Here is a 19657-nt window from a genome sequence, read left to right as displayed (position 1 = left end):
GCGATGGACTTCACGACACCCTCCGGCCGAAACCCGATCGACCAGCTGATTGTCGTCGGACGCCCCGCAACCCGCGTCGACGGCCCGCTGAAGGTCACCGGCACCGCCCCCTACGCCTACGAGCGCCATGAGGTCGTCGCGAACCAGGCCTATGGCTATGTGGTCGGCGCCACGATCGCCAAGGGGCGCATCGCGCGGATCGACACGGCGGCGGCGAAGGCCGCGCCCGGCGTCGTCACCGTGATCACGACGCTGGACTACAAGGCCGCGGAGAAGAACCCGCTGCGCCAGACCGCGAAGCTCTTCGGGGGGGCCGAGGTGGCGCACTACCACCAAGCCGTCGCGTTGGTGGTGGCGCAGACCTTCGAGGAGGCGCGGGCGGCGGCCTTCCTCGTCAAGGTCGACTATGAGACGGCGCCGGGCAAGTTCGACCTCGCCGCGGAAGCGCCCGACGCGCCGCCGTCGGTGGACCCCAACGAGGGCGAGGACGCCGAGGTCTACGACCGCGTGGGCGACTTCGACGCCGCCTTCGCCGCGGCGCCGGTGAAGCTCGACGAGACCTACACGACCCCGGACGAGACCCACGCGATGATGGAGCCGCACGCCTCCATCGCCGCCTGGGACGGCGACCGTGTCACCGTCTGGACGTCCCAGCAGATGGTCCACTGGGCGAAGGCCGCCCTCGCGACGACCCTCGACATTCCGGAGGAGAAGGTGCGCGTGGAGTCCCCGTACATCGGCGGCGGCTTCGGCAGCAAGCTCTACCTGCGGGCCGACGCGCTGCTCGCGGCGCTCGGCGCGAAGGCGGCGGGACGGCCCGTGAAGGTGACGCTGCAACGGCCACTCATCATCAACAACGGCACACACCGCGCGGCGACGATCCAGCGGATCCGGCTCGGTGCGACACCGGACGGCCGGCTGACCGCCATCGGGCACGTGAACATCAGCGGCAACCTGCCCGGCGGAATGCCCGAAGCCGGGATCGCGCCGACCAAGCTGTTCTACGCCGCCCCCAACCGCGAGATTTACCTGAAGCTCGCGGCGCTCGACCTCGGCGAGGCGAACGACATGCGCGCGCCGGGCGAGGCGCCGGGTCTGATGGCGCTCGAAATGGCGATGGACGAAATGGCGGAGAAGCTCGGCATCGACCCGGTCGAGTTCCGCGTCCTGAACGACACGCAGGCGGACCCGCGCAACCCGCAGCGGCCCTTCTCGGAACGGCACCTGGTCGAGTGCCTGAGGACCGGTGCTGAGCATTTCGGCTGGTCCAAACGCAGCAAGACGCCCGGCGCGGTGCGCGACGGCAAGTGGCTGGTCGGCATGGGGATGGCGGCCGGGATACGGCTGAACCTGCTGATGCCGTCCGCCGCGCGGATCCGCCTTGAACCGGATGGCCGGCTGACGGTCGAGACCGACATGACCGACATCGGCACCGGCGCCTACACGATCCTTGCCCAGACCGCGGCGGAGATGATGGGCGTGCCGATCGGCGCCGTGACGGTGAAGCTGGGGGACTCCGCCTTTCCCCAATCGGCGGGGTCCGGCGGCCAGTGGGGTGCCAACACCTCGACCTCGGGCCTCTACGCCGCGTGCGTCAAGCTGCGCGAAGCGGTTGCCGCCCGGCTCGGCTTCAACGCCGCGGACGCGGAGTTCGCGGATGGGAAGGTCACGTCGGGCAACCGCTCCATCGCCCTTGCCGAGGCCGCGAAGAATGGGCCGTTGACGGGTGAGGACGGCATCACGTTCGGGGACCTCGACAAGAAATACGTGCAAGCCACCTTCGCCGCGCAGTTTGCCGAGGTCGGCGTCAACAGCTTCACCGGCGAAACGCGCGTCCGCCGGATGTTGGCGGTGGTCGACGCCGGCCGCGTTCTGAACCCCACGACGGCGCGCAGCCAGGTCATCGGGGGCATGACGATGGGCGTCGGCGCGGCCCTGATGGAGGCGCTCGCCGTCGACACGCGCCATGGCTGCTTTGTCAACCATGACCTTGGCGGCTACGAAGTGCCGGTCCACGCCGACATCCCGCACCAGGAGGTGATCTTCCTCGACCATCCGGACGTTAAGTCCTCGCCCATGAAGGCAAAGGGGATCGGCGAGATCGGCTTGTGCGGCGTCGCGGCCGCGGTGGCAAACGCCGTTTACAACGCAACGGGCGTGCGCGTGCGCAATTACCCGATCACGCTGGAGAAGCACTTCACCGCACTGCCCAGAACCGCGTAGGCGGCCGGGGCTGATGCCGAAGGCGTTTGATGGGAGGTCCATCAAACGCCTTCTGTTCAAGCTCGACGGTTCAGTGCGAAAAGGTCAAGCACCACGATCACGATTGGCGTACATCAGTTCCGTCGAGTGGGAGTAGATCTCGATCAGGTTTCCCCAGGGATCCTCGCAGTACACGGCCTTGAACGGTTCCCCTTCGAACAGCGTCCACACTTTTGAGCGCTGCTTCCCGCCCATTTCCTTGATGCGGCGTGCCAACCCCTCGATGTCGGGATCGACCAGGCAGAAATGGAACACACCGGTCTTCCAATATAGGAAGTTGTCGGGAGCGTCTTCCGAAGCCGGCACGACGAACTGGAACAGCTCGATCCCCACGCCATTCGCCGTGGCGAGGTGGCTCACGTAGCCTTCCTCGAACTTGTCGCCGAAGATTCCCTTGAACACCTCGCCGATGTGGGAGCCGTCATGCTTCACATGCAGGGGGCCGATGATGTGCCGGCAGCTGAACGCCTCCGTATACCACGTCGTCGCGGCGCGTATGGCGGTGACGGTCAGGCCGACATGCGTCACGGGCACGGGATGATAGGACATGAATTCCTCCGCTTGCTTTGCCTTGGAGATGTCCAGTGCTACAGCTCTTCAATCTGCGGATTCCGTTAAGAACGGTAAGCACAAGTAAATTCAATGAGCGTGATCACCCATTACATCCGCCTAAAAAACCGATAAGCACCAGGCGTTATTCACGACCATGCGCCATATATCATGGAAATTACTGGTTCTACACCCCATCACAACGCCATCCTCCCGATCGCCTGAACGGTGGATTGTGGTGAATATCGCTGGCCGCGCGTCGTTGCGACCGTGCGGAGGCTCGAAAAAGCCGCCGTCGCCGAATGCGGCCTGCGCTATCCTGCGGACATGTCCCAACCGCACCCAGCCCCGCCGGATTTGTTCGAGCCGCTGCATCTGGCTGTCAGCCGGAGCGCGAAAATCCCGTTGGCCGCGCAAATCCACGCCGCGCTCCGCGACGCCATTCGCGACGGCCGGCTGGCCGGCGGCGCGCGCCTGCCCTCCTGGCGCGATCTGGCGACCCACCTCGGCGTGTCGCGCGGCACGGTGCGCGAGGCCTACGAGCGGCTGATCGACGAGCAGTTGGTGATCGGGATGGGAGCCGCCGGAACGCGGGTGGCGGAGCGCATCGCGATGGCGCCGGCGGCCGAACGCGGCGGCGAGGCCCCTCCCCTGCCCGAGTTGTACCACGATTTCGAGACCACCCCCCTGTCGTTCCAGATGGGCGTGCCGGCCCAGGACGCCTTCCCCTACACGCTCTGGTCCCGGATCATGGCGCGCGCCGCCCGGACCGCCGCGGCCGCGCCCGTCGGCTATCCCGATCCGCGCGGCCATCCGGATTTGCGCCGGGAGATCGCCGCCTATCTCGCCATCGCCCGGGGTGTCCGCTGCACGCCGGCCCAGGTGCTCATCACGGCCGGCTTTTCCGGGGCGCTCGGCCTGATCATCCGGACCCTGCGCCTGGAAGACGCGACGGCGTGGCTGGAGGATCCCGGCTTTCCCCTGACGCGGACCGCGCTCCGCCTCGCCCGGATGAGGGTCGCCGCCGTGCCGGTCGACACCGACGGGATCGACGTTGCGGAAGGGGTGCGGCGGGCCCCGCAAGCCGCGCTCGCCGTGGTGACGCCGGGGCAGCAGGCGCCGTTGGGCGTCACCTTGTCGCTCGACCGTCGCCTAGCGCTTCTGGACTGGGCCGGCCGGACCGACGCCTGGATCGTCGAGGACGACTACCTGAGCGAGCTTCAGCTCAAGGGACGCGCCGCGCCGGCACTCGCATCCCTCGACCGGGACGGGCGCGTCCTGCACGTGGGCACTTTCAGCAAGACGATCAGCCCGGCGCTGCGGCTGGGCTTCCTCGTGGTGCCGCCCGCGCTGACCACCGTCTTCGGCGAGGCGGCGGCCTGTTTGGCCCCCGCGCCGGCGACGGTGGTGCAGCGGGCGGTGACGGAGTTCATGGCCGAAGGCCACTATTTCCGCCACCTGCGGCGGATGAAGCGGCTCTACGCCACCCGCCAGGAGGCCGTGCTGGCCGGGATGCGCGCAGCGGCCGACGCGAACGGACGCGGGGCCGTTCGGGCGGAAGCCGCGGGGAGCCTGTCGGTCCGCGTCACGCTGCCGGACGGGACGAAGGACACCGACGTCGCGTTGCACGCCCTGCCGTTCGGCTTGGCGCCGGTGCCCCTGTCCCCCTGGTACGCCCCCTGGGACGCCGATGAGCCGCGGCCCCGTGGCCTGCTTCTGGGAACGACCAATCTGTACGAGCGGCGGTTGGCCTCCGACTGCGCGCGGCTGATCGAACTCGCGGACCGTCACGGCTAGGCATTCGACCGCTGCGCGCGTCAGCGCGCCACCGCGGCCGGCGTCGCACGGAAGCTGATCGCGATTCGGTTGTAGACGTTCATCAGCCCGACCGCGATCGTCAGGTCGACACGCTCCTTTTCCGAGAACTGCGCCGAGACGGCCTGGTATTCCTCGTCGGGAATGGCAGTGTCCGCCACCCGGGTCACCGTCTCCGACCAGCGCAGGGCGGCGCGCTCCTGCGCGGTGAACAGCGCGCCGGCCTCGTGCCAAACCGGCACCAGCACCAGCTTGTCGACGGCCATGCCGCCCTTGATCAGGTCGCGGCTGTGCATGTCGATGCAGTAGGCGCAGCCGTTGATCTGCGACACCCGGAGGAAGACGAGATTGATCAGCTCGGCCGGCAGGCCGCTCTGGCTGACGTAGCCGTAAACGCCGCCCAGGGCCTTCATGCCGGCGGGCGCGATGCTGTTGTAGTCGAGACGCTGGGTCATGGTGGTGCTCCTCAATGAGAGTTGGTGGTGGCCAGGGGGGTGGCCAGGGGAGAAGTCAGAGGGGTGTCGCCGTCGTCGATGATGAAGACCGCGAGCAGGCGGGCCGGTTCGGTGGCGCTGGCGTTCTCGCTGACGCGGTGCTGGGCGCCGGGCGTTTCGAAAAAGCTCTCGCCGGCGCGATAGACCTTGTCCGGGCCGTCATCGACCTGGCTGCGGATCGCACCGGACAGCACATAGGCATAGATGAAGGCCGACCCCGCGTGATGGTGCGGCCCGGATTTGCCGCCGGGCGGGTAGTCGACGACGACGGAAAGGAGGTTTTTCCCGGGAATGTTGGGAATTGCGTGCTGGAAGGCCGGCGTCACGGTTTCGTGCAGGGGCTGCGCGGCGGGAGCGGCGGCGGGCGCCGCGACCGCTGCGAGCCAGCCGATGACGGCGAGGGAACGCAGGTGCATCCGTCGATCCTCGGTTGATGGTCGCTCCGGTGACGATGCGCCTCCAACTGGCCGGGCATAAGGACCAAGACCGGAAAGAATTTCTGTACCATCGATGGGGGCGAGGCGAATCCGGTCCGGCCGCACCCAATTCTATGGCTTCTCGGACGCGACGCGCTTTCGTACTGTGGCGGCCCCATTCACTGGGCCTATTCACAGGGTTGGTTCACAGGAGAGGACGATGGCGCAGATCGGGTTGGTGCTGGGACGCTTCCACCGCAAGGAGGCCGAGGAGATGCTGGCGGAAGCGCGCGATGTGGCCGCCCGGCTGGGGCTGCAGATCGCGGCCGAGACCTGGGTCCCGGGTTCGATGGAAACGCCGTTGGCGGTCAAGCGCCTGCTGCGGCGCCCCGAGGTCGCCGGCGTGGCGGCTCTCGGCATCATCGAGCGGGGCGAAACCTCGCATGGCCTGGTCATGGGCCACGCCGTGATCAAGAGCCTGATCGACCTGCAGCTCGAATTCATGAAGCCGGTCGGTGTCGGCATTCTGGGCCCGGACATTCACCCGTCGCAGATTCCCAGCCGGGTCCGCCCCTACGCGGCGGCGGCGGTCGAGGCGATCGCGACGATGTTGACCGAATGATCCCGGCTGTGATGACCGTTCCCGATCGCCGTTGAGAATCGGGGCTGGGCGGGAACGACGGTCCCGCCCAGGAAAGCGTGAGAAACAGCCGAGGGGCTACGCGGCCCGGCGTCCCAGCAGGATGCCGTTCGGATCCACGTGGCGGCGCAGCAGGTCCAGTTCATCCTTGGTCGGGGCGGCCGTCAGGGGAGCGTTCCCGGCATCGACGGCGAAGCCGGTGTGCTCGGCAAGGTCCCGCCGGTCGGCGTCGCGGTGGACGGACTTCACGCGGATGCGCCCGGCTTCCTTGTCGAAGTCGAACACGCATTTCGGCGTGACCACCCATTCCGGCCCACCGTGGTTCAGGCCGAGGCGTTTGCGCCCTTCCAGCCCGCCCGGATAGCCGACGCCGGAGACATAGTCGACCTTCTCCACGAAGTTGCGACGGGCGTGGTGGGGCATCATCACATACTCGCGCCCGAACAGGGTCATGTGTTCCGGCTGGAGGATCGGTCCGACGAGGCGGACCTTGGGCTTGGCCGGGTCGCCGATGCAGACGCTGTTGATGCTGCCGACCGCGTCGACCTGCACGCCGGAACTGAAACCGAAGTCGATGTCGCCGCGCTTGATCGCCCAGGGACCGGGGTAGGTCAGCATCTGCGCGTCGCAGGGAAGGTCGCGCAGCACGGAATCGAACTCCGAATCCGGCATGACCGACAGGGAGCCGAGATCCGGGTTGTGCGACCAGCCGGCCAGCAGGATGGTCAGGTTCGGCGCGTGCATCGCCTGCGCCAGAGACATGGCGGCGAGCGGAATGGAGGTGCCGAACAGCGCCGCCGCCCCGCCGGTGACAAGGCCGGTGAAGCCGACCTCCCCGTCCGCGAAGGAGCGGGCGAGGTTGACCGCGATGGTCTCCGCCAGCGTCGCGCCGTCCGGGGTGCCGTCCAGCGCCCTATCCAGCAGGGTATCGTTGAGGTTCGCGCTCATAGCGTGTCGAACTCCGTCAGGCTGCCCAGGCGCCCGGGGCCGACCGCGTCGAGGTAGGCCTGGTGGTCGGCGGGGCCGTGCACGTAGCGGTCGAGGTAGGCGGCAAAGCCGTCCGGGCTGGCCGAGGCGGCCACATAATCGCGGAAATGCGCGTCGTCGGTGGCGTAGCGGCCAAGCAGAGCGGTCGGGTGCGCGCCCCAGGGCGCCTCCACCACCAGCGTCGTCTTGTAGGACGGGATCTGCACCTGCGCCGCGTGGCGGCGGATCATGCTCTGCGGCACGATCTTCTCCACGGTCACGATCACCGTGTCGCAGCCGCGCGCCATGATCACGTCCAGCCCCTGCGGCAGCAGGTGGCGTTGCGGCAGGATGACGTTGCCGCGCTCGTCGGCGGCGATGGCGTGCAGGACCACGACCTCCGGGTCGGCGGGCGGCACGGCGTGCAGCGTCCGGCCGGTCGCCGGACAGATGAACGGCTTGATGTCCGGGTTGCGGGCCAGCACGTCGGTGCCGCCCAAATAGTCGCAGGGCCAGAAGGTGAAGTTCTCCTGGCTGGCGCGGAAGCGGTCGAAGCTCAGCACCTCCGGATAGTCCACGACCTCCACCCGGCCCTCCTCCACCGCGCGGCGGAAATTGGGGGCGAGGCCGTATTTCTCCAGGCCGACGTAGGATGTCTCGACCCGCTTCACGCAGCCGGCGCCGACGAGCAGGTCGACTTCGTTGCCGTTCACGGTGCCGACGATGGCCAGGTCGCGGCGGCCGGCGCGGATCAGCGCACGCACCACCGCCATGGGGTGTTGGTAGATGGCGAAGCCGCCGATCGCCAGCCGCGTCCCGTCCGGGATCAGGGTCACGGCGTCGGCGATGCTGCCGACCTTGGAAGTCTTGTTCGTCACGTCGAACCGTCCAGTCTCATCACCCGCTCCCAGCCCCACTGGGAGCGGGAGGGACCCGCCGCAGGCGGGAGGGTGAGGGCAAGGTTTTTCCGAGGAACCAAGCCCTCACCCTCCCAAGCCAGAGGCTTGGGCCCCTCCCTCTCCCGCCGGAGGCGGGCGAGGGGAACAACGGGGTTTCCAGATGGCCCTTCGGGCGTCAGAGCGACAGGCGCGACGGCAGGACGCGGCGCTTGCGCTCCTTCGGGTCGTACCATTCCAGGACGTTATCCTTCGTGATCATCGGCGATTCGAAGGCGATGGTCTTCGGAAGCGGCTTTTTCTGAAGGATGCGGATCGCGGCTTCCACGCCCTCCACGCCGAAGGGCAGGTACTCCCACACGGCGTCGAGCGTGCCGTTGTGGATGGCCTCCAGCGCCTCCGGCGTCAGGCCGTCGTAGCCGGTGAAGAACATGTCCTTGTTGCGGCCGAACTCCGTCGCGGCGCGCACCGCGCCCAGCGCCATGTCGTCGTTGTGGCAGTAGACGGCATCGATCTTGCCGTTGGCCTGGAGCGCGTCCTCCATGCCGCGGATCGCCTGGGTGCGGTCGTAGTTGGCGACGACGTGGGAAACGACCTTGATTCCCGGGTTCTTGTCGATCACCTCGCGCCAGCCGCTGCCGCGCTGCTGGTTGATCAGCGAACCGGGCTTGCCGTCGATCTGCACGACGTTGCCCTGGCCGTTCAGCTTCTTCACATAGTACTCGCCGGCCTTGCGGGCGGTGCCGACCATGTCGGTGGACAGCAGGCAGTTGAAGTTCACCCCCGCCGGCAGCGGCGAGCTGAGCACGACGATGGGGATGCCGGCGCGGTTGATCTCCTGCACCGCCGGGCGGATGGCGTCGGCGTAGTAGGTGGAGATGATGATAACGTCGACGTTGCGGACGATCAGGTCTTCAATGTCGCGGATCTGCTTGGTCGGCTGGTCGTTGGCGTCGTAGACCACCGTGTTCATGCCGTACTTCTTGGCGGTGTCCACAACACCGAGGTGCATCTGCTTGATCCACTCGGTGTTCGAGAAGGACATCGTGAAGCCGATGGTCTTCCCTTCCACGCCGGTCTCGCCCCAGGCGGTGCGTTGGATAAGGGGCAGCCCGGCGGCGGCGAGGCCGCCCGCCGCACCCAGCTTCAGGACGTGGCGGCGGCTCGGGGTCCAGAGATCGTTCTTGGCCATGATGCGTTTCCTCAGGGAATGGTTTTTTGCTTACTTCCGCTTCCGCCACTCGCTGACGACGACAGCCAGGACGATGATCACGCCCTTCAGCAGCATCTGCGAGTAGGGGGAAATGTTCAGCAGGTTCAACACGTTGGACAGAAAGGCCAGGATCAGGATGCCCAGCACCGTGCCGTGCACGCTGCCCACGCCGCCGTCGAACGTCGTGCCGCCGATCAGCACCGCGGCGATGGCGTCCAGTTCGTACAGCGTGCCGCCGTTCGGCTCGCCCACGGTCAGACGGCTGGCCATCACCACGCCGGCGAAGGCCGCCAGCACGCCGCTGATGCAGTAGACCAGGATCTTGTTGCGGTCGGCGTTTATGCCGGACAGGCGCGCCGCCTCTTCGTTGGCGCCGACCGCGTAGATGGAGCGGCCGAACACGGTGTAGCGCAGCACCCAGGCGGCCACCGCCCAGATGGCGATGAACACCAGCACCGGCACCGGGATCGGCCCGGCGTAGCCCGACCCCAGGAAGGAGAAGGCGTCGGTCGGGTTGTCGACCACGATGTTGCTGCCGCCCGTGTAGACGAACACCAAACCGCGCGCGAAGATCATCATGCCGAGCGTGGCGATGAAGGGTTGCAGCCGCAGCGCCGTGATCATCAGCCCGTTGGCGAGCCCGAGCGCCAGGCCCGACGCCAGCCCGATGGAGGCGGCGACCAGGAGGCCGTGCTGCGCGAAGGAGGCCGTCAGCGCCGCCGACAAACCGACCAGCGAGCCGACCGACAGGTCGATGCCCCGGTTCAGGATGACGTAGGTCATGCCCACGGCGACAATGCCGACCATGGTCGCGCCGCGCAGCACGTTGAAGATGTTGCGCGACGAGAAGAAATACGGCGACAGGATCGACGCCACCACCAGGATGGCGACCAAGGCGAGGACGTTGCTGTACTGGACCAGGTAGCCCGTCCAGTTGACGGACCGGGCGGAGGTGGCCGAGGCCGCGCCCGCTCCGGGGCCGGCGATCGGGGGGGACTGTTCGGTCATGGCTGCAACTCGTGGGAAGGGGTGTTGGTCGGAAGGGCGAGCGCCAGGAGGTTTTCCTCGGTCGCTTCATGCCCATCGACCTCGCCGCTCAGGCGCCCGCGCTCCATGACGAGGACGCGGTCGCTCATGCCGAGGATTTCCGGCAGTTCGGACGAGATCAGGATGACGGCCTTGCCTTCGCTGGCCAACTGGTCGATCAGGCGGTAGATCTCGGTCTTCGCGCCGACGTCGATGCCCCGCGTCGGCTCGTCGAAGATGATCGTCTGCACGCCCTTGATGATCCAGCGCGCCAGGATGCATTTCTGCTGGTTGCCGCCGCTGAGGAAACGGATCGGCTGTTCCCCGCTCGGCGTGCGGATGTTCAAACGTTTTATGTAGTCGAGCGCGATGGACTTCTGCGTGCGCTCCCGGATGATCCCGTTGGTGGCGATCGCCTCCGGCGCCACGACGGTGATGTTCTCGCGCACCGGCAGCGGCATGAACAGCCCGTCGCGCCGGTCCTCCGCGATGTAGGCGACGCCGAGGCCGATGGCGTCCGCCGGGTTGCGGATGGTGGCGGGCTTGCCGTTCACCAGGATCTCGCCGCCCTTGATGGGGTCGGCGCCGAAGATGGCGCGGGCCAGTTCGGTGCGGCCGGCGCCGACCAGGCCGGCGATGCCCACCACCTCGCCCTTGTGGACGCGGAAGGACACGTTGCGGAAGCCGCGGCCCGTCAGGTTGCGCACCTCCAGCGCCGGGGCGCCGGGGCGCCGGCCCTTGGCCGGGAAGCGGTTGCCGAGGTCGCGCCCGACCATCAGGGACAGCAGCTCCTCCTTCGTCGTTTCCGCCACCTTGCGGTCGGCGACCTTGCGGCCGTCCTTCAGCACGGACACCGACTGGGCGATCCGGAAGATCTCCTCCAGATGGTGGGAGATGTAGATGAAACTGACGCCGCCCGCCTGAAGATCGCGGACGATGCCGAACAGCACGTCCACCTCCACCGGGGTCAGGCTGGCGGTCGGTTCGTCCAGCACGATCAGGCGCGAGTCCGACGCCAGCGCCTTGGCGATCTGCAACAGCTGCCGCTCGGCGATGGACAGGCGTTCCGTCGCGGTCGTCGGCTCCACGCGCATGCCGACCCGTTGCAGCAGCTCCCGCGTGCGCTCATGCGCCCGGCGCCAATCGATCGCGCCGAGCCGGCCCTTCGGGAGCCTGCCAATTAAAACGTTTTCGGTAACGCTGAGCGCGAGGCACAGCTTCGGTTCCTGGTGGACCATGCTGACCCCGCGCGACAAGGCCGCGTGCGGGGTCGGGAAGGGGACGGGCGCGCCGTCCAGCGCGATCTCGCCACCGTCGGGCTGGTAGATCCCGTTCAGGATCTTCATCAGCGTCGACTTGCCGGCCCCGTTTTCTCCAATCAACGCAACCACTTCACCGGCGCCGACCGTCAGGTCCACCCCATCCAGGGCACGCACGCCGGGAAAGCTTTTCGAAATCGCCGTCAGGCGCAGCAGGGGCGCAGAATCGCGCATCGCTTCCCATCCCCCCTTGTGATCCGTTCGTTCCGCTTGTTCTGGCGGCTTGTTTTGGCTGGCTTGGTTCGGCAAGCCCACTGTTTTTTCCGCTTGCAGTTCCGAGCTAAAACGTTTTTACTCCGTCCTGCAAGCATTTTTTGGTGTGGCATGAGCAGAAATCGACTCCCCCAGGAAGAGGCCAACGGCGGCACCGACGCCGGCCAAGGCTCGCCGGCTCGGCCGACCATCCTTGATCTCGCGGCACTCTGCGGCGTGTCGCCGGCCACCGTCTCCAACGCGCTGGCCGGCAAGCCGAACGTGAAGGCGCAGACGCGCGAACTGGTGCTCCGCAAGGCGCGGGAGATCGGCTATCACGCCTCCTCCACGGCGCGCGGCCTGCGCATGGGGCGCAGCTGGTCGATCGGGCTCGTCGTCGGCGACATCGCCAACCCCTTCGTGCCGGACGTCGTCCGCGGCGTGGAGGACGTGGTGTGGCGGGAGCGCAAGAACCTCATCCTCTGCAACACGGATTTCCAGGCGGAGAAGAAGACCGCCTACGTTCGCTCCCTGTTGGACAAACAGATCGACGGCATGATCGTTCTGTCGCAAATCCTGGACGACCAGGACATGGAGCGGGTGGAGGCGGCCGGCATTCCGCTGGTCACGGTCAACCGCCGGGCGCCGGGCCATTCCTGCGACTATGTGGGGATCGACAACCAGGCCGGCGTGCGGATGGCGATGGACTACCTCGTCAGCCTGGGACACCGGCGGGTCGGCTTCATCAAGGGACTGTTCCGCTCCAGCTCCGCCGACGACCGGCTGGCCGCCTATCTGGAGGCGGTGGCCGCCCACGGGCTGGACAGCGCCCCGTCGCTGGTCGTCCAGGGCGACTACAGCATCGAATCCGGCGACAGCGCCACCCGCACGATGATGGCCGCGGCGCAGCGCCCGACCGCCATCGTCGCGGCCAACGACCTGATGGCGCTCGGCGCTCTGGGCGCCCTGCACGACCTGGGCATCAAGGTGCCGTCCGACGTCTCGGTGGTCGGCTTTGACAACATCCAGTTGGCCGAACACCCGCTGCTCAACCTCACCACCATCAACCACCCCAAACGTGAAACCGGCGACAGCGCGGCGCGCCTGCTGTTGCAGCGTATCGCCGGCGACCGCGGCGACCCACCGCGGTCGGTGATCCTGAAGCCGTCGCTGATCGTGCGCGGCACCTCGGCCCCGCCCCCGGCGGTTGCCGTCGCCAAGCCGCGCCGCCGTGGCTCTTCCCAGGCTGAGAAAACCCAGGCCGAGAAGAACCAGACGGCCGGGACCTGACCTTGACCTGATGTCTTTGCGGGCCGCGGCCCCGCGCCGCCCCCGCGCCCTGTGCAACCGACACCCGGCCGACCTCCTCGGCCGGAACCCCCACCCACGCGAGTGATCAACCGTGAAAGAAAAACTGGTATCGCTGGAGGACGCGCTTGCCCCCGTCACGTCGGGCAGCACCATCGCGATCGGCGGCAGCCTGCTGCGCCGCCAGCCGAACGCGGCCATTCGCTCCCTGATCCGGCGCGGCGTTACCGACCTGACCGTGCAGACCTGGGCGGCGACCACCGCCACCGACATGCTGGCCGCCGCCGGCGCCTTGCGCCGGTACGAGGGCATCTACACCGGTATGTTCAGCTACGGCCTCGCCCCCAACTTCCGCCGGGCGGTGGAGAGCGGCGCCATCGAGGTGCGCGACTTCTCCGAGACGGCCATGGTCGCCCGCTTCCGCGCCGCCACGCAGGGGCTGGCCTTCCTGCCGATCAAGACGCTGCTGGGATCCGACATCGCCGACAAGAACCCGGAGCAGATCCGCCCCTTCTCCTGCCCCTTCACGGGGGAGAAGCTGCAGGCCGTCGCCGCCGCGACGTCGGACTTCACGATCGTCCACGGCTACGTCGGCGACAAGTACGGCAACGTACAGTGGCCGATCGTGCGCGACAGCGACGACATCGACCAGATGATCGCCAGCGCCGGCAAGCGCGTGATCGTGACGGTGGAGAAGATCATCCCGCATGAGGAGATCAAGAAGCGCCCGACGCTGACCTACATCCCCGGCAACTGGGTGGAGGCGATCGTGGAGGTGCCCTACGGCGCCCACCCCGTGTCCGTCGACGCCATGTACGACGAGGATGACGCCCACCTGACCGATTACCTGGAGCGCAGCCGCAGCGCCGCGGGGGCCGCGGCCTACCTGGACGAATACGCGCGGGCGATCCCCAGCCACAGCGCCTACATCGCCAAGGTCGGCGGCCTTTCCGCGCTGAACCGTCTCGACGTCCAGCCCAATGAGCTGAACCATGTCTGAAAATAAAATCGTTTCAGCTGCCGACGCGCCGGGCAGCACCGCCCCGGCCACGACCAACGAGCTGGTCACGGCCGTCATTGCCCGCGAGATCCGCGACGGCGACCTCGCCTTCGTCGGTGTTGGCACCAACGGCCGCGCCTTCACGCTGGCGGTGGGCATCCCGCTGACGGCGGTGCGCCTCGCCCAGATGCTGCACGCCCCGTCCGCCGCGGTCTATTGGGGCAACCTGCTGGAGCCGGACCTGTCCAGCGTGCCGGCCGACCTGAAGCAGGACAGCTTCACCCGCTGGCAGGCCGCCGCCTCCCCGTCGGACACCGGCGTGAAGTGCGACATGCTGGCGCGACGGGCCTTCGACGTCTGCTTTGACTCCGCCGCCCAGGTGGACCGTTTCGGCAACCTGAACATCACGGCCATCGGCGACTATCGCAAGCCGAAGGTCCGTCTGGTCGGCTGCCTGGCCCAGCCCGAGCATTTCGCCTTCGTGCCGCGCCCGATCGTCGTGGTCGACCTCGACCGCCGCGTGTTCGTGGAGAAGGTCGACTTTATCACCAGCGTCGGCCACCTGCACGGCGGTCGCTCGCGCGAGGAGGCCGGCCTGCAGCCCGGCGGCCCGCATCTGGTCGTCACCGACAAGGCGATCCTCGACTTCGAGCCGGAGAGCAAGCTGATGCGCATCCGCTCCCTCCATCCGGGCGTGACGCTGGAGGAGGTGCTGGACCGCCTGTCCTTCCGGCCGGTGGTCCCGGACAGCATCCCGACCACCCCGCTGCCCACCGAGCGCGAGCTGGATTTGATCCGCCGCGTGATCGACCCGAACCGCGTCCTCCTGCGCGTCTGAGGTGCATTGATGTCTGGTCCCGCCAAGAACGGCCCGCTGCACGGGCTGAAGGTCCTCGACCTGTCGCGCTTCATCGCCGGGCCGCACTGCGGCATGCAGCTGGGCGACCTGGGGGCCGACGTGGTCAAGGTGGAACGGCCCAAGCGCGGCGACGACACCCGCGCGCTGGAGCCGCACGTCGGGGGCGAGAGCCTCTACTTCATGGTGTTCAACCGGAACAAGCGCAGCATCACGCTGAACTTCCGGGACCCGCGCGCCCACACCATCCTGCGCGAGATGGTCAAGCAGGCGGACATCCTGATCGAGAACTTCCGCCCCGGCACCATGGAGAAGATGGGCTGCGGCTGGGACGACCTGCGCGCCATCAACCCGCGCCTGATCATGGCCCGCATCTCCGGCTACGGCCAGGAAGGCCCGATGGCCGGGGAGCCTTGCTTCGACGGCATCGCCCAGGCGACCTCCGGCCTGATGGAGATCACCGGCGACCCCGACGGCCCGCCGACCATGGGCGGCACCTTCCTGGTGGACTACGCAACGGCGCTCTATGCCACCGTCGGCATCCTGGCCGCCCTGGAAGACCGCCACAAGACCGGCAAGGGGCAGATGGTCGATGCCAGCCTGATGGGCAGCGCCGTGTCCATGCTGGTCACGGCCATCCCGGAGCAGGCGATGCTCGGACGCGCCATGACCCGCGTCGGCAACCGTGACCGCTACTCCGCCCCGGCGCAGACCTTCCAGGCCGGCGACGGCAAGTGGCTGCACATGGTGGCCGGCAACGACGCGCACTTCCCGCGTCTGACCCGCATCATGAACCGCCCGGACCTGCTGGAGGACCCGCGCTTCGCCACGCTTGACGCCCGCATGCGCAACATCGAGGCGATCGAGGCCATCGTGGCGGAGTGGATCGCCGGCATGCCGGCCGACGAGGTCGTCGCCCTGCTGCGGCAGGCGGAACTTCCCTCCGCGAAGATCGCCACCCTGCCCGACCTGCTGGCCAACCCCTACATGCGCGAGGCCAAGCAGATCGTCGACATCCCGCACACCAAGACCGGCAACTTCACCACCCACGGCCTGACCGTGCGCCTGTCGGACAGCCCCGGCTCCATCCGCCGCGCCGCCCCTGTGCTGGGCGAGCACACGGAGGACGTGCTGGGCGAATGGCTGGGCATGACCCACTCCGACGTGGCATCCCTGCGCGACGGCGGAATCGTCTGACGCCCCACTCAACGCGCTTTTGCGCGCTCAAAAACTAAAACGATTTATATATTCCCCGAGGAGGAATCCCATGGACACCCGCATCGCCGCCGAAAAGCCCGCCGCGGCTCCCGCTTCCAACAAGACCGGCGCCCATGTCTTCGCGGCGGCCCTTCGCCGGCACGGCGTCGAGGTGATCTTCGGCCAGAGCATCCCGTCCGCCCTGTTCCTGGTGGCGCCGGAGTTCGGCATCCGCCAGATCGGCTACCGCACGGAGAACGCCGGCACGGCCATGGCCGACGCCTACGCCCGCGTCTCCCACAAGGTCCCGGTCGTCACCGCGCAGAACGGCCCCGCCGCCACGCTGCTGGTGCCGGGCCTCGCTGAGGCGCTGAAGGCCAGCGTGCCGATCGTCGCCATCGTCCAGGACGTCCACCGCAAGCAGACCGACAAGAACGCCTTCCAGGAGCTTGACCACCTGGAGCTGTTCCGCGGCTGCGCCAAGTGGATCCGCCGCGTGTCGGAGGTGGAGCGCATCGACGACTACGTCGACATGGCCTTCACCGCAGCCGCCTCCGGGCGGCCGGGCCCGGCCGTGCTGATCGCCCCCATCGACCTGTTCAACGACATCCCCGCTCCCGGTGCGGGGGAGCGCTTCGCCTCGCTCGGCCACTACCCCCTCGACCGCGTCGGCGCCGACCCGGCCAAGGTGCGTGAGGCGGCGGCCCTGCTCGCCTCCGCCAAGGCGCCGCTGGTCATCGCCGGCGGCGGCGTCCACCTGTCCGACGCTGCGGCGGAGCTGGCCGCCCTTCAGGAGGAAGCCTCCCTCCCCATCGCCACCACCGCCATGGGCAAGGGCGCGGTCGACGAGACCCACCCGCTGTCGCTCGGCCCGGTCGGCTACTTCATGGGCACCGGCGGGCGCACCCGCCACCTGCGCCCGATGGTCGAGGAGGCCGACGTCATCCTGCTGATCGGCAACCGCACCAACCAGAACGGTACGGACAGCTGGTCGCTTTATCCGAAGAACGCCCGCTACATCCACCTGGACGTGGACGGGCAGGAGATCGGCCGCAACTACGAGGCGCTGCGCCTTGTCGGCGACGCCAAGCTGACGCTGGCCGCCCTGACGGAGGCGTTGCGCGGCCAGGATCTTTCCGCCCGCCGGGGCGCCCGCCCGGCCATCGAGAAAGCCATCGCCGCCGGCCTCGACGCCTGGAAGCAGGACGTCGCCCGCGCCATCCCGATGGACGCCTCGCCGATCCGTCCGGAGCGCCTGATGCGCGACCTCGACACGGTCCTGACGCCGGAGGCCATCGTGGTCGCCGACGCCAGCTACTCCTCCATCTGGGTCGCCAACTACCTGACCTCGCGCAAGCCGGGCATGCGCTTCGTCACGCCGCGCGGCCTCGCCGGCCTCGGCTGGGGCCTGCCCTTCGCGCTCGGCGCCAAGTGCGCGCGTCCCGACGCCCCGGTCTTCGCGCTGGTCGGCGACGGCGGCTTCGCCCACGTCTGGTCGGAGCTGGAAACCGCCCGCCGTAAGGGGCTGAACGTCGTGGTCGCGGTGCTGAACAACCAGATCCTCGGCTACCAAAAGCACGCGGAGAAGATCCTGTTCAACGACTACTCCGACGTCTGCGACTTCGCCGCCGTCGACCACGCGGCCATCGCCCGGGCCTGCGGCTGCGCCGGCGAGCGCATCGAGAAGCCGGAGGATTTTCTGCCGGCCCTGAAGCGGGCGCTGGCCGCCAACACCACCACGGTGCTGGACATCGTCACCGAGCAGCGCGCCCACCCGCCCGTCACGATGTTCGAGGGCAACGCCCGGCTGAACTACTGACCTGGAAAAGGCATCAGGGAGGAACATCATGAAGAAGATCCTCAACAACCCCGCCGACTACGTCGACGAGATGCTGGATGGGCTGTGCGCAGCCCATCCGGACAGCTACCGCCGCGCGGGTGAGAGCGGGCGCGTGATCGTCCGCGCCGACGCGCCGGTCCAGGGCAAGGTCGGCGTCGTGTCGGGCGGCGGCTCCGGCCACCTGCCGACCTTCACCGGCTATGTCGGGCGCGGGCTGCTCGACGCCTGCTCCATCGGCAACGTCTTCGCCGGGCCGAGCGTGGGCGACTGTGTGGACGCCATGCGGGCGGCCGACGGCGGGGCCGGCGTGCTGCGCCTCTACGGCAACTACGGCGGCGACCGCATGAACTTCGACATGGCGGGCGAGATGCTGGAGATGGAGGGGATGGAGTCGACCACCGTGCTGGTGGCCGACGACATCGCCAGCGCCCCGCGCGGGGAGAAGGCCAAGCGGCGCGGCGTCGCCGGCCTGCTCTACGCCTACAAGATTGCCGGCGCCATGGCCGACCGGCCGGGCGCCACGCTGGGCGACGTGACGGCGGCGGCCCGGAAGGCCGTCGAGGCCACGGCGACCATCGGCGTGGCACTGACGCCCTGCATCGTACCGGAAGCCGGCAAGCCCACCTTCACCATCGCCGACAACGAGATGGAGATGGGCATGGGCATCCATGGGGAGCCCGGCCTGTGGCGCGGCCCGCTGAAGCCGGCCGACGCCATCGTTGCGGAGATGATGGAGCGGCTGCTCGCCGACACCGGCATCGGCCGCGGCGAGCGCGTTTCGGTCCTGGTCAACTCGCTGGGCGCCACGCCGCACGAGGAACTGTACATCCTCTACCGCCGCATCGCGCAGGAACTGGCGGACAAGGGTATCACGGTGACCTTCCCGTTGGTCGGCCGCTACGCGACCTCCATGGAGATGGCCGGCGCCTCGGTGACGCTGTTCCGGCTGGACGAGGCGCTGGAATCGCTGCTGCGCGCCCCGGCCCACTGCCCGTTCTGGAGCGTCTGACATGGCCCCGACCATCGGTACGCTGACCATTGACACTCTGGGTCCGGCGCTCGACCGCCTAACCACCAAGCTGGAGGGGGTGGCTCCGGAACTGAACGAGCTGGACGGCCGTCTCGGCGACGGCGACCTCGGCGCCACGCTGGAAAAATGCGCCCGCAACCTGCGGGAGGTGCGGCCGACGCTGCCGCCCGACCTGGGTCAGGCGTTCAAGAGCTGCGCCATGGCCTGCTCCAAGGCGTCGGGGTCGAGCTTCGGCACGCTTCTGGCCGTCGCCTTCCTGACGCTGTCCAAGGCGACCGCCGGGCGGACCGCGGTGCCGTGGGCGGAATTGCCGGCGCTGCTCGGCACCGTCCTTGACGCCCTGACCGCGCGCGGCGGCGCGTCGCTCGGCGACAAGACCGTGCTTGACACGCTGGAGGCGGCACGCGCGGCGTTGGCTGGGCTGCCGGAGGACGATCGGAACGATCCGTCCGCCCAGCACCGCGCGGCCAGTGCCACCGTTGCGGCGACGGTGGACGCGTTCCGCGACCGGCCGAACCGCATCGGGCGCGCCCGCATGTTCGCCGACCGCTCCATCGGGCTGGACGATCCGGGCATGATCGCGTTCCGCCACATGCTCGCCAGCCTGGGTCCGGCCTGACGCTTCTCTCTCTCCCGGT

At 68.4% G+C, this 19657-nt stretch carries 18 protein-coding genes; 10 read left to right on the top strand and 8 right to left on the bottom strand.

Translation table 11 applies throughout. The annotated features are described in order from the left end of the window. Window positions 1–3: 3 nt before the first annotated feature. Window positions 4–2223 (top strand): aldehyde oxidoreductase molybdenum-binding subunit PaoC, encoded by a 2220-nt coding sequence (gene paoC / locus M2351_RS33495; RefSeq protein WP_264660310.1) that lies wholly within the window; start codon window positions 4–6, stop codon window positions 2221–2223. Window positions 2224–2307: 84 nt separating this feature from the next. Here the strand turns inward: paoC and M2351_RS33490 are convergent, their stop codons facing one another. After that, window positions 2308–2811 carry a VOC family protein gene (locus tag M2351_RS33490; protein WP_264660309.1) on the bottom strand — a complete coding sequence of 168 codons (504 nt, stop codon included), beginning with the start codon at window positions 2809–2811 and terminating at the stop codon, window positions 2308–2310. Between the two features lie 405 nt (window positions 2812–3216). On the opposite strand from M2351_RS33490, the gene pdxR reads away from it, so the two are divergent. Next, on the top strand, window positions 3217–4608 hold the full coding sequence (pdxR, locus tag M2351_RS33485; RefSeq protein ID WP_264660308.1) for a MocR-like pyridoxine biosynthesis transcription factor PdxR: 1392 nt from the start codon (window positions 3217–3219) through the stop codon (window positions 4606–4608). Between the two features lie 20 nt (window positions 4609–4628). Here pdxR and M2351_RS33480 read toward each other — a convergent pair whose 3' ends face one another. Beyond that, the gene (locus M2351_RS33480; RefSeq protein ID WP_264660307.1) at window positions 4629–5081 is read right to left on the bottom strand and encodes a carboxymuconolactone decarboxylase family protein; all 453 of its coding nucleotides are present in this window, start codon (window positions 5079–5081) and stop codon (window positions 4629–4631) included. Between the two features lie 11 nt (window positions 5082–5092). Then, window positions 5093–5536: a cupin domain-containing protein gene (locus tag M2351_RS33475; protein WP_264660306.1), complete on the bottom strand. Its 444-nt coding sequence runs from the start codon at window positions 5534–5536 to the stop codon at window positions 5093–5095. Between the two features lie 220 nt (window positions 5537–5756). On the opposite strand from M2351_RS33475, the gene M2351_RS33470 reads away from it, so the two are divergent. Then, entirely contained in the window at window positions 5757–6158 is a 402-nt protein-coding gene (locus tag M2351_RS33470) for a 6,7-dimethyl-8-ribityllumazine synthase (RefSeq protein ID WP_264660305.1), read from the top strand. 96 nt (window positions 6159–6254) lie between these two features. Here M2351_RS33470 and M2351_RS33465 read toward each other — a convergent pair whose 3' ends face one another. From M2351_RS33465 to M2351_RS33445, 5 genes are all read right to left on the bottom strand, one after another. Then, window positions 6255–7124, bottom strand: coding sequence for a hypothetical protein (locus M2351_RS33465; protein WP_264660304.1), 870 nt, complete (start codon window positions 7122–7124; stop codon window positions 6255–6257). After that, window positions 7121–8020 carry a CoA transferase subunit A gene (locus M2351_RS33460; RefSeq protein ID WP_264660303.1) on the bottom strand — a complete coding sequence of 300 codons (900 nt, stop codon included), beginning with the start codon at window positions 8018–8020 and terminating at the stop codon, window positions 7121–7123. Before M2351_RS33460 ends, M2351_RS33465 begins: the two co-directional genes overlap by 4 nt. Before the next feature lie 196 nt (window positions 8021–8216). Next, window positions 8217–9230 (bottom strand): substrate-binding domain-containing protein, encoded by a 1014-nt coding sequence (locus tag M2351_RS33455; protein ID WP_264660302.1) that lies wholly within the window; start codon window positions 9228–9230, stop codon window positions 8217–8219. Window positions 9231–9260: 30 nt separating this feature from the next. Beyond that, window positions 9261–10259 carry an ABC transporter permease gene (locus M2351_RS33450; protein WP_264660301.1) on the bottom strand — a complete coding sequence of 333 codons (999 nt, stop codon included), beginning with the start codon at window positions 10257–10259 and terminating at the stop codon, window positions 9261–9263. Then, window positions 10256–11770, bottom strand: a complete 1515-nt coding sequence (locus M2351_RS33445) for a sugar ABC transporter ATP-binding protein (RefSeq protein ID WP_264660300.1) — start codon at window positions 11768–11770, stop codon at window positions 10256–10258. The genes M2351_RS33450 and M2351_RS33445 overlap by 4 nt, the downstream gene beginning before the upstream one ends. Before the next feature lie 150 nt (window positions 11771–11920). On the opposite strand from M2351_RS33445, the gene M2351_RS33440 reads away from it, so the two are divergent. The 7 genes from M2351_RS33440 (at window position 11921) to M2351_RS33410 (ending at window position 19638) form a co-directional block, all read left to right on the top strand. Further along, window positions 11921–13078 (top strand): LacI family DNA-binding transcriptional regulator, encoded by a 1158-nt coding sequence (locus M2351_RS33440; protein WP_264660299.1) that lies wholly within the window; start codon window positions 11921–11923, stop codon window positions 13076–13078. 112 nt (window positions 13079–13190) lie between these two features. Continuing rightward, window positions 13191–14096 (top strand): CoA transferase subunit A, encoded by a 906-nt coding sequence (locus tag M2351_RS33435; protein ID WP_264660298.1) that lies wholly within the window; start codon window positions 13191–13193, stop codon window positions 14094–14096. Next, window positions 14089–14934 (top strand): CoA-transferase subunit beta, encoded by an 846-nt coding sequence (locus M2351_RS33430; RefSeq protein WP_264660297.1) that lies wholly within the window; start codon window positions 14089–14091, stop codon window positions 14932–14934. The genes M2351_RS33435 and M2351_RS33430 overlap by 8 nt, the downstream gene beginning before the upstream one ends. Before the next feature lie 9 nt (window positions 14935–14943). Then, window positions 14944–16149 (top strand): CaiB/BaiF CoA transferase family protein, encoded by a 1206-nt coding sequence (locus M2351_RS33425; RefSeq protein WP_264660296.1) that lies wholly within the window; start codon window positions 14944–14946, stop codon window positions 16147–16149. A gap of 70 nt (window positions 16150–16219) precedes the next feature. Next, complete coding sequence (locus M2351_RS33420; RefSeq protein WP_264660295.1) at window positions 16220–17968, top strand: acetolactate synthase catalytic subunit; 1749 nt, start codon at window positions 16220–16222, stop codon at window positions 17966–17968. Between the two features lie 28 nt (window positions 17969–17996). Further along, complete coding sequence (locus tag M2351_RS33415; protein WP_264660294.1) at window positions 17997–18998, top strand: dihydroxyacetone kinase subunit DhaK; 1002 nt, start codon at window positions 17997–17999, stop codon at window positions 18996–18998. A gap of 1 nt (window position 18999) precedes the next feature. Further along, the gene (locus tag M2351_RS33410) at window positions 19000–19638 is read left to right on the top strand and encodes a dihydroxyacetone kinase subunit L (protein ID WP_264660293.1); all 639 of its coding nucleotides are present in this window, start codon (window positions 19000–19002) and stop codon (window positions 19636–19638) included. The last annotated feature ends 19 nt before the right edge of the window (window positions 19639–19657 follow it).

The organism is Azospirillum canadense (assembly GCF_025961225.1).
Classification (GTDB): Bacteria; Pseudomonadota; Alphaproteobacteria; order Azospirillales; family Azospirillaceae; genus Azospirillum; species Azospirillum canadense.
This window is presented reverse-complemented; position numbering and strand designations above follow the sequence as displayed.

What these genes read in the sequence shown, in the direction of transcription:
- paoC (WP_264660310.1), top strand. Translation starts at nt 4, where the DNA reads ATGGACTTCACGACACCCTCCGGCCGAAACCCGATCGACCAGCTGATT.
- M2351_RS33490 (WP_264660309.1), bottom strand. Translation starts at nt 2,811, where the DNA reads ATGTCCTATCATCCCGTGCCCGTGACGCATGTCGGCCTGACCGTCACC.
- M2351_RS33480 (WP_264660307.1), bottom strand. Translation starts at nt 5,081, where the DNA reads ATGACCCAGCGTCTCGACTACAACAGCATCGCGCCCGCCGGCATGAAG.
- M2351_RS33475 (WP_264660306.1), bottom strand. Translation starts at nt 5,536, where the DNA reads ATGCACCTGCGTTCCCTCGCCGTCATCGGCTGGCTCGCAGCGGTCGCG.
- M2351_RS33470 (WP_264660305.1), top strand. Translation starts at nt 5,757, where the DNA reads ATGGCGCAGATCGGGTTGGTGCTGGGACGCTTCCACCGCAAGGAGGCC.
- M2351_RS33465 (WP_264660304.1), bottom strand. Translation starts at nt 7,124, where the DNA reads ATGAGCGCGAACCTCAACGATACCCTGCTGGATAGGGCGCTGGACGGC.
- M2351_RS33455 (WP_264660302.1), bottom strand. Translation starts at nt 9,230, where the DNA reads ATGGCCAAGAACGATCTCTGGACCCCGAGCCGCCGCCACGTCCTGAAG.
- M2351_RS33450 (WP_264660301.1), bottom strand. Translation starts at nt 10,259, where the DNA reads ATGACCGAACAGTCCCCCCCGATCGCCGGCCCCGGAGCGGGCGCGGCC.
- M2351_RS33445 (WP_264660300.1), bottom strand. Translation starts at nt 11,770, where the DNA reads ATGCGCGATTCTGCGCCCCTGCTGCGCCTGACGGCGATTTCGAAAAGC.
- M2351_RS33440 (WP_264660299.1), top strand. Translation starts at nt 11,921, where the DNA reads ATGAGCAGAAATCGACTCCCCCAGGAAGAGGCCAACGGCGGCACCGAC.
- M2351_RS33430 (WP_264660297.1), top strand. Translation starts at nt 14,089, where the DNA reads ATGTCTGAAAATAAAATCGTTTCAGCTGCCGACGCGCCGGGCAGCACC.
- M2351_RS33425 (WP_264660296.1), top strand. Translation starts at nt 14,944, where the DNA reads ATGTCTGGTCCCGCCAAGAACGGCCCGCTGCACGGGCTGAAGGTCCTC.
- M2351_RS33420 (WP_264660295.1), top strand. Translation starts at nt 16,220, where the DNA reads ATGGACACCCGCATCGCCGCCGAAAAGCCCGCCGCGGCTCCCGCTTCC.
- M2351_RS33415 (WP_264660294.1), top strand. Translation starts at nt 17,997, where the DNA reads ATGAAGAAGATCCTCAACAACCCCGCCGACTACGTCGACGAGATGCTG.
- M2351_RS33410 (WP_264660293.1), top strand. Translation starts at nt 19,000, where the DNA reads ATGGCCCCGACCATCGGTACGCTGACCATTGACACTCTGGGTCCGGCG.